Origin of the sequence: Chryseobacterium hagamense (assembly GCF_007991455.1) — a bacterium.
Classification (GTDB): domain Bacteria; phylum Bacteroidota; class Bacteroidia; order Flavobacteriales; family Weeksellaceae; genus Chryseobacterium; species Chryseobacterium hagamense.
Genome location: NZ_BJYJ01000003.1, coordinates 22,542 through 35,562, shown reverse-complemented (window position 1 = coordinate 35,562; position 13,021 = coordinate 22,542). Strand labels below are relative to the sequence as shown.

General features: G+C 43.0%; 7 protein-coding genes and 1 pseudogene. All 8 read left to right on the top strand.

All coding sequences use genetic code 11. From position 1 onward, the window contains the following. Window positions 1–36: 36 nt before the first annotated feature. The 8 genes and pseudogenes from CHA01nite_RS04940 (at window position 37) to CHA01nite_RS21120 (ending at window position 12,765) form a co-directional block, all read left to right on the top strand. On the top strand, window positions 37–2,880 hold the full coding sequence (locus CHA01nite_RS04940) for a SusC/RagA family TonB-linked outer membrane protein (protein ID WP_146940113.1): 2,844 nt from the start codon (window positions 37–39) through the stop codon (window positions 2,878–2,880). Window positions 2,881–2,885: 5 nt separating this feature from the next. Further along, window positions 2,886–4,352 carry a RagB/SusD family nutrient uptake outer membrane protein gene (locus CHA01nite_RS04935; protein ID WP_146940112.1) on the top strand — a complete coding sequence of 489 codons (1,467 nt, stop codon included), beginning with the start codon at window positions 2,886–2,888 and terminating at the stop codon, window positions 4,350–4,352. Window positions 4,353–4,423: 71 nt separating this feature from the next. Next, window positions 4,424–5,812 (top strand): glucoamylase family protein, encoded by a 1,389-nt coding sequence (locus CHA01nite_RS04930; RefSeq protein ID WP_146940111.1) that lies wholly within the window; start codon window positions 4,424–4,426, stop codon window positions 5,810–5,812. 197 nt (window positions 5,813–6,009) lie between these two features. Then, complete coding sequence (locus tag CHA01nite_RS04925; RefSeq protein WP_146940110.1) at window positions 6,010–6,717, top strand: carboxylesterase family protein; 708 nt, start codon at window positions 6,010–6,012, stop codon at window positions 6,715–6,717. A 168-nt stretch (window positions 6,718–6,885) separates the two neighbouring features. Then, entirely contained in the window at window positions 6,886–9,213 is a 2,328-nt protein-coding gene (gene bglX, locus CHA01nite_RS04920) for a beta-glucosidase BglX (RefSeq protein ID WP_146940109.1), read from the top strand. A gap of 430 nt (window positions 9,214–9,643) precedes the next feature. After that, window positions 9,644–11,071, top strand: a complete 1,428-nt coding sequence (purB, locus tag CHA01nite_RS04915) for an adenylosuccinate lyase (protein WP_146940108.1) — start codon at window positions 9,644–9,646, stop codon at window positions 11,069–11,071. Window positions 11,072–11,145: 74 nt separating this feature from the next. Continuing rightward, entirely contained in the window at window positions 11,146–12,108 is a 963-nt protein-coding gene (locus CHA01nite_RS04910) for a WG repeat-containing protein (RefSeq protein WP_146940107.1), read from the top strand. A gap of 182 nt (window positions 12,109–12,290) precedes the next feature. Further along, window positions 12,291–12,765 (top strand): annotated as a pseudogene (locus CHA01nite_RS21120) (transposase). The last annotated feature ends 256 nt before the right edge of the window (window positions 12,766–13,021 follow it).

Below are 13,021 nucleotides of genomic sequence, written 5' to 3'. Positions count from 1 at the left end.
TCATAAAATTTTGATTGTACGAATAAATTAAACTATATGAAACAACGTGATTTAAAGTATTCATGCCTCATCGCCGTACTCTATTTCGGGATGAACGTGAATGCACAAACAACACCGAGAGATACTGTTGCAAAGGAGCAGAAGATTGAGGAGGTGGTGATGATTGGGTATGGAAGCCGGAAGAAAGTAGATAATACTACATCTATCAGTTCTATTAATGCGGAAGAAGTAACCAGAACCAAAGTTCTCAATGCGTCGCAGGCTATTCAGGGAAAAGCGGCAGGGGTACAGGTGACAGCATCGGATGCACCGGGTTCTACGCCTACAGTTACGATAAGGGGTCTTGGGACTGTTTTGGGAGGTAGAACACCTCTTTATGTAGTAGATGGTATCTATGCCACTAATATAAATAATATCAATTCAAATGATATTTTGACTTATGACATCCTTAAAGATGCTTCGGCGCTGGCTATCTATGGGAATAGAGGAGCAAATGGGGTTATTATCATTACTACGAAATCCGGCAAAGGGAGATTAAACGTTTCTTATGATGGACTTATCGGGATCAGAAACCCATTGAAGACAGTTAAAATGGCCAATGCTTCCGAATTTGTCACATATAACAACGCCGGCAAAACCAGTAAATATTTAAATCCTGATCAGCCTTATGATACCGATTGGTTTAAAGAAATTACAAGAACAGGCATCTACAATCAGCATAATTTATCCATTTCCGGATCTTCAGAGGCCATCAAGTATTTTTTCAGCTTAGGGAATTATGATGAACAGTCCATTCTTAAAGGTACTGATTATAACAGAACGACGGTCAGAACAAATAATGAGTTTAAAATATCTAAAGGCATTAGATTATCTCAAACTTTAAGTGCAACATTTACTAATGATACTCCAAAATCATATGGTGCATTTACAAATGCATACAAACAGTCACCTCTTGTTCCGGTATATTATCCGAATGGAAAATACGGACAACCCATTTATGATACCAATGGAAATATAAGCTATGCCGGTGGTAGATTCAATGACGTAGCAAATCCTGTAATGCAACTGGCATATGATGATCAGAAAGGAAAGAATTTCCTGCTTCAAGGCGGGTTAAAACTTGATGTGGATATCGTTAAGGATCTGAAGTTTACTTCACAATTCAGCGGGGAATACAGTAATTACAAGTATTATAATTTTGTCAATTCCAAAGCACTTTGGCTAGACAGTGACCCTTTGAGGACAGAAAGCCAATATTCTGCAACTTCACCAGTGACCAGACTGACCAATAGAAATCAGAATTATTATAACTGGTTGATTAATAATTATCTTACCTATTCCAAGAAAGTGGGTGAGCATGATATTGAGGTTGTAGCAGGTACGGAAACTTCTGTAATGAATGGTGTGGAAACACTGGTTATGAACAGGAAAAACCTTCCTGTTTCCCAGGATTATTGGAACCTTGACGGAGTTGACTATTACGGCAATCTATTTAGTGATAATTCAACAAAAGCTATCGAATCCATAAAAGGAAACAGAAATACCACGATCTCTTATTTTGGGCGGTTACAATATAAATTCATGAATCGTTATTTATTAAGTGGTACCATAAGAAGAGATGGTTCTTCTCAGTTTGCTGAAGGTAATCGTTGGGGAACATTTCCTTCTTTTGGAGCGGGATGGATTATATCACAGGAAAATTTTATGAAAGATGGCTTCTTCGATCTGTTTAAACTAAGAGGAGGTTGGGGTAAATTAGGTAATCAAAAGGTGCCATTAAATTATTTACCACTTTCAGCGGGTGCAACTTATAATTACGGATTCGGTAGCTCACCAGTAAGTAATGGAGTAACAGTTAATCAAGGATATGATCCTGAGTTAGGCTGGGAAGTTACGGAAGAGACTTCAGTAGGATTGGATTTTGGTATTTTAAACAACAAATTAACCGGTAGTTTTGATGTCTATAACAGAAAGACGAATAACCTTATTCTGGGTGTTGTCCCTTATTTGGCAACGGGTATCGCTGATGTAAATTATTCGCATATGGGCAGCGTTGTCAACAGAGGAGCTGAAGTAAGTTTGAACTGGTCTGATAAAGTAGGTGAAGATTTTACCTATTCAGTTGGAGCAAATTATTCTTACAATAAAAATAAACTCGCCAGCATTGATTTATCAAAGCCCGTTTCTCAGATCGTTGGCGGAAATTTGGGAAATGGAATAGATACGAAGCTCTTTAATGCTTCCTCAGTAGGATATGCGTTAGGTAGCTTTTATTTGTATGAAACAGACGGATATGATGCACAGGGAAATTTAAAATTTAAAGATTTGAACGGCAATGGAGTCAGAGATGGTGGTGACAGACGGTTTTTTGATTCATATATTCCAAAATCCACATTGGGGGTTAATATCTCGATGGCGTATAAAAACTGGGACTTTGCTTTAAATGGTTACGGAGCTTTTGGTTTCAGTGTATATAATGGTAAAAAGGCACAGAGAAATGGAGGTGAAAATATCGAAGCATCAGTAGCAACTGATTTCTGGACGCCTACGAATACAAATGCTACCAATCCTGTGAATCCTTCAAATATTCCGCTTGCTTCGAATTATTATCTTGAAAGTGGCGATTATTTCAGAATCAATAACATTTCAATAGGTTATACATTTAAAAATGTGGTTGATTATATGAAGTCAATCAAAATATATGTAAGTGCTATCAACCCGGTTATATTTCAGAAATATTCAGGATTTTCTTCCGAACTCTCAGGATACAATCCTGCAGATTCTACTGCAGAAGGAGATCCTTATAAACGTGCAGGGATAGAACTTGATGCTTATCCTGCCCTACGATCTTTCGTATTTGGTGTTAATCTTAATTTTTAAAAAAAATGAATAAAAAATATATCATAGCAGCCGCCTTTTTAATTTTAGGAGCTGTAAACCAGAGTTGTAGTGATGAATTTATTGATGTACAGCCTACGGAAAAAATTCCTGAATCTGCATTAGGAGAAATATATAATAATAACGAAGGGGCTAATAATTTGGTAACCTCCATTTATGCTAAGTTTTTGGATTGGAACATGAGTACATTTGCCTGGATTGGTGTGACCTCAATAGTTTCAGATGATGCAGATAAAGGATCCAGCCCAAGTGATTCCGGTTCAGATAAAGATTTGCTGGATGCATTAAATTTTAATCCTGCTACTCCTTCCTTTAAAGAATTATTTGCAGCAAACTACCAGGGAATCAATAGATGTAACCAAGCTTTAAAATATCTTCCGCAGTTGGATAAATCCGATGAGAGTCTTCGTAAAAGGTTAATAGGTGAAGCTAAATTTCTTAGAGCGTTTATGTATTTTACCTTGGTACGATCTTTCGGCGGAGTGCCTCTGGTTGATCATGTTCCTGTTACAGGGGTAGAAGCGGATAAATTGATGACATTAACCAGAAAAAGCAAGGAAGAAATTTACGCTTTTATTGAACAGGATCTTAAAGATGCCATAACCGCGCTTCCTGATAAATCATCTTATGGTGCTGCTGATAAAGGTAGAGCGTCTGTAGGAGCTGCCCATGCTTTACTTGCCAAAGTCTATTTATATCAGAAAAAATGGCAATTGGCTGTAGAACAGACTAATCTTGTGACAGGATATTCTTTGACCCCTGTTTTTCAGGATATCTACAAGATTTCAGGTGAAAACAATGACGAATCCGTATTTGAAATCAATGGAACCGGCGGGACTTCCGGAAGGGCAATTCAGCAATACAGCCAGGTTCAGGGTGCAAGAGGAACTACCGGCTGGGGTTGGGGGTTTGCAACACCTACACAAAGTCTTTATGATGCCTATTCTGCAAATGACACCAGAAGAGATGCTACCATCATACACAGAGACATGACTTTATATGACAACTATTATGTTGGTCCGAATACAGAAAATAAGTTCTATAATTACAAGGCTTATTCGTCGAACTATAGAGATCAGGCTTCTACAGATGTCAATATCCGTTATTTAAGATATGCCGAAGTATTACTCATAAAGGCTGAAGCAATGAACGAACTGGGACAAACTTCAGCTGCTATTACGTCTCTTAATCAAGTGAGACAGAGAGCCGGCATCGGTAATACACCGGCGGTTTCTCAGGCAGATGTAAGAACCGACATCTGGAAACAGAGGAGGCTTGAGCTTGCTTTTGAGCATGACAGATGGTTTGATCTGATAAGGACAGGTCAGGCGCAGGCTGCTATGGCAGCAGATGGAGGAAAGGTTTTCAAAGTGGGAATTCATGAAGTATTTCCTTTACCTCAGGACTTTATAGCTGAAGCTGGAGGGCTATCTGCCCAAAACCCAGGCTACTAATATTTATGATAAACTTGAGAGGAGAATGAAAGTTCTCCTCTTCTTTTAGTATTCTGTTTAAAAAAGATGTCATGAAAAGGATTATACTATCAGCCATTACCCTGTCATTATTGAGTGTTTCCTGCAAAAACACCCAACTCCAAAATACCCAGTCCACCAAAAACCAACTTGTAAAAGCCAACCTCACCGACGCCCGGCTTATGGACCTCGTTCAGAAAGAATCCCTGAAATACTTCTGGGACTACGCAGAACCGAACTCAAAGCTTGGCCGGGAGCGGTATCATGAAGACAACATCTATCCGGATAACGATAAGCATGTGGTAACCACCGGCGGTTCAGGATTCGGGCTGGCCACTGTTTTAGTAGGGGTGGAACGGGGATTTGTGCCGCGCAAAGAAGCAGTGAAACGATTGACCACCATGATGGATTTCCTGGCAAAAGCAGACCGTCACAAAGGAGCCTGGTCCCACTGGATCAACGGCGAGACCGGAAAAACCGTACCTTTTGGTAAGAAAGACAACGGCGGTGACCTGGTGGAAACCGCATTCCTCACCTCAGGGATCCTGATGGTCCGGGAATACTTTAAAAACGGAAATGCCGAAGAAAAAGCACTGGCCAAAAAATGCGACGAACTCTGGAAAGGCATCCAGTGGAACTGGTACACCAAAGGCGGGGAGAAAGTCCTCTACTGGCACTGGTCTCCGGATTACCAGTGGGAAATGAATTTTCCGTTGCAGGGCTACAACGAATGCCTGATCACTTACATTTTGGCCGCTTCATCACCCACCTATCCGATTGACGCCGAAACCTACTACAAAGGCTGGACCAGAAACGGAACCTACCTTTCAGACAAAGAAAAATACGGACTTCCGATGTACGTTAAGCATAACGGTGCAGAAGAATACGGCGGCCCGCTGTTCTGGGCCCATTACTCCTACATCGGCCTGGATCCGACCAATCTTTCCGATAAGCTGATCAGAAATTACTTTGACCTGAACAAAAATCAGGTGCTCATCGATTACAAATACTGCGTTGAAAACCCGAAACACTGGAAAGGCTATGGGCCGGACTATTGGGGACTGACCGCCGGTTATTCAAGGAACCAGGATGGAGGTGTCGGCTACGATGCCCATTTTCCGCAGAACGACAGAGGGGTAATTACGCCAACTGCCGCCTTAAGCAGTTTTCCGTACACCCCGAAAGAATCAATGGACTTCCTGAGATTTCTGTATACCCAAAAACCTGAATTCATAGGATCGGCAGGGCCTTATGATGCCAATTCCATTCATTATGACAACTGGACGACGCCAAGATATTTAGCCATCGACCAGGGAACCATTGCCCCGATGATCGAGAATTACCGGACCGGATTTCTCTGGAAACTCTTCATGAATGCTCCGGAAATCCGGCAGGGACTGAAAAAGCTGGATTTTAAGTCTGAAAAATACAACATCAGGTAACCGTTAAAATAAATTTTAGTAATTTGAAGCTGTTTCCCGCTTTCCGCTATTACTCCTCGCTCACCTTTCAGGCGCGCTGCGGGGTAGCCGCTGCAATCGGGGCTAAAAATAACAGCAAATAATCAACGTTTTCCCGGATACAGAAGTCCGTAGACCAAGACAAAATAAAAATAACTTCAGCCCAAACAGGAAATAAAATGATAATCAAACTGAAACATCTGCCGCTCTTGCTTTTGCCCCTTTCATTAAGCACCAAAGCCCAGGAAATAAAGTCGGAACTTAATAAAGAAGTGAAAAGGCAGGAAAAGATCTCCTATATTCTGGACTATCCGCAGAATACCAAAGGAAATGTCCCGTTGATCATTTTCCTTCACGGCTCCGGCGAAAGAGGCAATAACCTGGAAATGGTAAAAGCCCACAGCCCGTTCACCTACAAAAACCTGATCAAGGAACCGGTAGCGATCCTGGCGCCGCAGTGCCCGGAAAATACCTGGTGGGATACGGTAACCATCTATAACCTTATTAAAGAAATCCAGTCCAGGTACAAAGTAGATGCTTCCAGGATCTACCTGACCGGCCTTTCGATGGGAGGCTGGGGAACCCTGAAACTGGCGATGGAACACCCTGAAATGTTTGCCGCCGTCGTTTCGGTATGTGCTCCGACCGACCGCGTCATGTACGCCAATATCCATCAGTACAAAGACCTCAACATGAAAATTTTCCATGGCGGAATGGATGACGTTGTGCTTCCGGAAAACGCTTTTAACTTCTATCAGAAGCTGCATCCGGTAAACCCGTGGGCAGAACTCACCATCTTCCCGAACGACAACCACAATTCCTGGGATTCCACCTATTCCAACCCGGAACTGTACCGGTGGATGCTGTCTAAAAGAAAAAATAAATAATTAAAATACAATACTGAAACATACAATCATTTACTGAGTAAATAGTTTATGCCGAGCTTGTCAAAGTACCATTGCGAACGAAAAATACTCAAAATAATTTAGCCGACCTCAGTGAACGTAGCGTTTAAAAAAAATTAAAAAGAAACTATAATTAAAGAAGATAGAGTAATGAAAAAGTTAATTGTAATCGCCACCCTGGCGCTGGCTCCCGTGCTTTCGGCGCAGGAAATGGTAACAAAGCCCGTACAGGCTTATCAGACGGCCCAGTACCAGGCAAAAAAGAAAGCCTTTGTCGAAAGCCTGCTGGCGAAAATGACGCTGGACGAAAAAATAGGTCAGCTGAACCTGCCAAGCTCAGGAGATTTTACCACCGGACTGGCAAAAAGCTCGGATATCGGTAAAAAAGTGGAACAGGGATTAGTCGGAGGATTGTTCAATATAAAAGGAGCGGACAAAATCAAAGCCGTACAGAAAGTAGCGGTGGAGAACAGCCGCCTGAAAATCCCATTGATCTTCGGGATGGACGTGATCCACGGGTATGAGACCACCTTTCCCATTCCTTTAGGGCTGGCAGCTTCCTGGGATATGAACCTGGTACAGCAATCCGCAAGGGTAGCGGCAAAAGAAGCGGCGGCCGACGGCATCAACTGGACATTCTCACCCATGGTGGACATCTCCCGCGAGCCGAGATGGGGCAGGGTTTCCGAAGGTTCCGGGGAGGATCCGTATCTGGGAAGCGAAATCGCTAAAAACATGGTATATGGTTACCAGGGGAAAGATCTGGCAAACGGAACCAACATCTTAGCCTGTGTAAAACACTTTGCGCTGTACGGTGCAGGTGAAGCCGGAAGGGATTACAACACGGTGGACATGAGCCACGTAAGAATGTACAACGAATATTTCCCGCCGTACAAAGCAGCAGTAGACGCCGGGGTAGCCTCGGTAATGGCTTCCTTCAACGAAGTGGACGGCGTTCCGGCAACCGGCAACCGGTGGCTGCAGACCGAAGTGCTGAGAAACCAGTGGAAATTTAAAGGTTTCGTCGTAACCGATTATACCGGGATCAACGAGATGGTAGACCACGGAATGGGTGACCTTCAGCAGGTTTCTGCCCTGGCCCTGAAAGCCGGGATCGATATGGATATGGTAGGCGAAGGTTTTTTAACCACCCTGAAAAAATCACTGGCCGAAGGAAAAGTAACCCAGGCCGAAATCGATATGGCCGCCAGAAGAGTCCTTGAATCGAAATACGACTTAGGCCTATTCGATAACCCGTACAAGCACGGCGATGCCAGGCTGGCAGCAAAAGAAGTCTACAGCATGGAAAACCGGAATATTGCCAGAAACGTCGCAGCCCAGTCGATGGTCCTGATGAAAAACGACAACCAGGTGTTGCCGCTGAAAAAATCAGGAACCGTAGCGGTAATCGGACCATTGGTCAACAACTCGATGAACATGGCCGGAACCTGGAGTGTAGCCACCAAACACGCCATTTCCGTAAACCTGATGCAGGGCCTTCAGGCAAGCTATGGCAAAGATGTGAAATTCCTTTCTGCTAAAGGCGCCAACATCGATTACGATGCAAAACTCGAAGACATCTACGCAGCACATGGTAAAAAAACCGACCGTGACAGCCGTTCCAAAGAAGCTTTATTAAAAGAAGCGGTAGACGTTGCCAACAAAGCAGACGTCATCGTGCTGGCGATCGGTGAATCCGCTGAAATGAGCGGGGAATCCTCTTCCAGAACTGAAATTACGATCCCGCAGTCGCAGGTAGACCTGCTGAACGAACTGAAAAAGACCGGAAAGCCGATTGCCATGGTATTGTTTACCGGCCGTCCGCTGGCTTTAACGAATGTTAAAGATACGCCGGATGCCATCCTGAATGCCTGGTTCCCGGGATCCGAGGCAGGAAGTGCCATCGCCGATGTCCTTTTCGGAAAAGTAAACCCTTCCGGAAAACTGCCGATGACCTTCCCGAGAAGTTTAGGGCAGGTGCCGATCTATTACAACGCCAAAAATACCGGACGTCCGCTGGATGAAAAACTGGTTGAAAAATGTGAGTACCAGCGTTTCCGTTCCAACTACATGGATGAGTGCAACACCCCGCTGTACCCGTTCGGATACGGACTGAGCTATACGAAATTCAATTACTCAGACCTGACCGTTTCCAATGCCAATCCGAAAGGAAACCAGACCATACAGGCTTCCATAACCGTGACCAACTCCGGAAATTACGATGGAGCGGAAGTGGTGCAGCTGTACATCAGGGATATGGTGGGAAGCATCACCAGACCGGTAAAAGAACTCAAAGGCTTTCAGAAAGTCATGCTGAAAAAAGGCGAATCCAGAAAAGTGACCTTCGACATCACGCCGGAAAACCTGAAGTTCTACAACGGCGATCTGAAATACGATTGGGAGCAGGGAGAATTCGACCTCATGATCGGAACCAACTCCTCAGACGTAAAACATTCCAAAATCAACTGGACCAAATAAATTCCAAAGAAGCCGCTTTCAGAAGCGGCTTCTTTATTGCCCGCCTGCAAGTCCCACATCCGGAAAATGCTTCCTGGCAAAAACACGGTGTGAAACCCGATGTCTGAAATGAATAGACAGGAAAGACTTCCGGTTTCAGCTGTTCATCATCCATTCTTTTCAGGAGCTTGATCCGGCTCTCCGCTCATACTCCTCGCGCCAAGGCTCTCCCATGCGCTCCGCCGCAAAACCCATCCCCTCCCGAACCCTCCGGGCCGCTGTGGGGTAACCGCTGCGATCCGGGCTAGGGGCTTCGTCATTCTTTCGTCAATTGATCGCGATAAAAATCCTTATCATCATCTACAGGCATCTGCATCACCGGTTGCTGACAAAACCATTTTTAATTTTCACCGAAAAACCGTATTTTTGCCTACCTAAAGTAAAAGAAAGAATGAATTCCTACAAAAATCCATTGGAAGAGCGCTACTCCAGTGAAGAAATGTTATTTAATTTCTCACACAACAATAAATTCCGTACCTGGAGAAAACTTTGGATCGCGCTGGCTGAGATCGAAAAAGACTTAGGCCTGGACATTACCGAAGAGCAGATTGCCGAACTGAAAGCCAATGCCGAAAACATCGATTATGATAAAGCGGCAGAATACGAGAAGAAATTCCGTCATGATGTAATGGCGCATGTTCATACCTATGGAGATGTGGCCCCTTCAGCCAAAGGAATCATCCACCTGGGCGCAACTTCCGCATTTGTAGGAGACAATACAGACCTTATCCAGATCCGTGACGGGCTTTTGATCCTGAAGAAAAAACTCGTTAATGTGATCAAGAATTTAGCAGATTTTGCCATTGAATATAAAGATCTTCCGACCTTAGGGTTCACTCATTTCCAGCCGGCACAGCTGACTACCGTTGGAAAAAGAGCGACCCTGTGGTTGCAGAGCCTGGTGCTGGATATCGAAGAACTGGATTTCTTCCTGGAAACCTTGAGGTTCAGAGGGGTAAAAGGAACTACCGGAACGGCAGCCAGCTTCCTGGAGCTTTTTGACGGTGATTATTCAAAAGTAAAACATCTGGATAAAGAATTATCCAAAAGATTCGGCTTCGAAAAGGTATTCGGGGTTTCCGGACAGACCTATGACCGTAAGATCGATGCAAAAGTGGTGGCTTTATTAGGAAACATCGCCCAGTCGGCACATAAATTCACCAACGATTTACGTCTGCTTCAGAACCTGAAGGAAATCGAAGAGCCGTTTGAGAAAAACCAGATCGGTTCGTCGGCGATGGCTTACAAGCGTAACCCGATGAGAAGCGAAAGAATCGGTGCCCTGGCGAAATATGTTATGTCTCTGACCACCAGTTCTGCGATGGTTGCTTCAACCCAGTGGTTCGAAAGGACCCTGGACGATTCTGCCAACAAGCGTTTAACGATTCCGCAGGCCTTTTTAGCCGTAGACGCGATCTTACTGATCTGGAACAACATCATGAACGGGATCGTCGTGTATCCGAACAGGATCAATAAACACATCATGGACGAGCTTCCTTTCATGGCAACGGAATACATCATCATGGAAGAAGTAAAAGCCGGCGGTGACCGTCAGGAAATCCACGAAGTGATCCGGGTCCACTCCATGGAAGCCTCCAGGCAGGTGAAAATGGAAGGAAAAGAAAACGACCTGATCGAAAGGATCCTCAACGATGACTCCTTAAAATTCGATAAGTCGAAACTGAAAGAAGTGCTGGATCCTAAAAACTTCATCGGTTTTGCCCCGATCCAGACCGAAGAATTCATCAAAAACGAAGTACAGCCGATCATCGATCAGAACAAAGACCTGATCGGGCTCGAAGCTGACCTTAAAGTATAACACCATATGCAGTCCTTTTGGGCTGCATATTTACTTTCACAAAGTTTAAAGTTTAATGATTATCCGCCCAGTGCATGAAGCAATTATTCGGAGTCCTTTTATTGATACCCGCGCTTTCTTTTTCACAGCAGAAAGAGCAGCTGAAGTATTTTAAAACCAAAGACTCTTTGGTCGGTATTAAAAATTCAGACGGTAGAATCATTATTCCTGCCCAGTTCAACATTTTTTCTTATCTGAAAGATGGGGAGCCCGCAGAAGGGGAAACCATTTATTTCGACGGACCGAAAAAAAATGAACGACCGGAAAAAAATGCATGGGGCTATGTGTATGACCGGAAAGGTAATTTCCTGTACAGGCCCTTTGCGTATGATAACGGAGCCGATTATTTTTCGGAAGGTCTGAGACGGTTCGTTAAAAACGGGAAAGTGGGCTTTGCCGATAGAAACGGGAAGGTAATCATTGAAGCCAAACATGATTTCGTCTCACCTTTTCATTACGGCTATGCCGCTTACTGCGACGGCTGCGACTGGGAAAAAACGGAGAAGGAACATAAAGCCATCGTAGGCGGGACTTGGGGCGTCATGGATTCTAAAGGTTACGCTACTAAGCCTGTCGCAAAATCAAAAAGTACGGTTGAAGTGGAGGGAAAATATTATCCGTATCCGTTTTCCTACACTCAAAAAGAAAAAGAAGTTCTTCAGTTTTTTGAAAAGCAGAATAAAAAGCTTTCAGACATCTATTACGTCAATCATTACGAGAGATTATCGGAGGAAAATAAAAAATTGTATTTCGAAATCGTTGAACGTCCGAAAGAAAATTTCCCCTTTTACCAGGTAAATGCTTATGATTACCGGAAAGCGGAAGCCGGATGGTCCGGTTTGAAATTTCTGGTTTCAGAAGATAAAAGGGAAATTTTTGCCCTCGAATTCGATAATGAAAAAATTCCTTATGCAGCATGGCTCAAAGAACAGCAGAAGCAGGCTGAAGAATTTCAGAAAGAACATCCGGATGCCCCGAATAAGTGGAATGAACTATAAAAATAATGATGATAAAAAATGAGAGATTGTTGTAGATTTTCGCATCACCGATGCGACAATTGAGGACACCTATTTATTTTGATAATCATTCCGTAGGAATGAAATCTGTGTAGCAAGATTGCAATAATAAATCTGCATTCCGTAGGAATGCTATCTTTGTAAAATGATGAAAATAAATTATTATGCCCAATATTTATACACAGATTTACATTCAGGTGGTTTTTGCCACAAAAGGACGTGACATTAAGATAAAATCTAATGCCCGTAATGAAATAGAAAAATACATTTATGGAATATTTACAGCGAAGAAACAGAAAGTATTGGCCATTTATGCCAATCCGGATCATATCCATATTTTTTTTCAGCTACAAAAATCTGCAGATGACGATTCCGGAGTTAATGAAGACCGTGAAAATAGAATCAACGAATTTTATTAATGAAAGAAAGTTGTGTTTCGGGAAATTTTCATGGCAGGAGGGATACGGTGCTTTTTCGTATGCGAAAAGCCAGAAGGATAAAGTGGTAAATTATATTTTAAATCAGGAAAAACACCATTCGAAGAAAAGCTTTAAAGAGGAATATCTGGTAATGCTGGAAGCTTTTGAAATTGAATTTAAAAACAAATATCTGTTTGAATTTTATGACGGAGGGAGATAGCATTCCTCCGGAATGCTGATAATTGTGGGATCTAATGAGCTACACAGATATGATTCCTCCGGAATTCATGTTATGAAAAAGATAATTGAAATATGCGTCCAAATATTCTGGACATTTAGAGTAGACTTTATTTATTCCTTAGGAATGAAATCTGTGTAGAAATATAGCATTGGATAGGCTATGCATTCCGTAGGAATGCTATCTTTGTAATCACAAAAATGGCAAATGCCAGACAACATTGAAATAAAAAATAAAT

Bases quoted from the DNA above. Each gene is read 5' to 3' on its own strand.
- CHA01nite_RS04940 (WP_146940113.1), top strand. From the start codon at position 37: ATGAAACAACGTGATTTAAAGTATTCATGCCTCATCGCCGTACTCTAT.
- CHA01nite_RS04935 (WP_146940112.1), top strand. From the start codon at position 2,886: ATGAATAAAAAATATATCATAGCAGCCGCCTTTTTAATTTTAGGAGCT.
- CHA01nite_RS04930 (WP_146940111.1), top strand. From the start codon at position 4,424: ATGAAAAGGATTATACTATCAGCCATTACCCTGTCATTATTGAGTGTT.
- CHA01nite_RS04925 (WP_146940110.1), top strand. From the start codon at position 6,010: ATGATAATCAAACTGAAACATCTGCCGCTCTTGCTTTTGCCCCTTTCA.
- bglX (WP_146940109.1), top strand. From the start codon at position 6,886: ATGAAAAAGTTAATTGTAATCGCCACCCTGGCGCTGGCTCCCGTGCTT.
- purB (WP_146940108.1), top strand. From the start codon at position 9,644: ATGAATTCCTACAAAAATCCATTGGAAGAGCGCTACTCCAGTGAAGAA.
- CHA01nite_RS04910 (WP_146940107.1), top strand. From the start codon at position 11,146: ATGAAGCAATTATTCGGAGTCCTTTTATTGATACCCGCGCTTTCTTTT.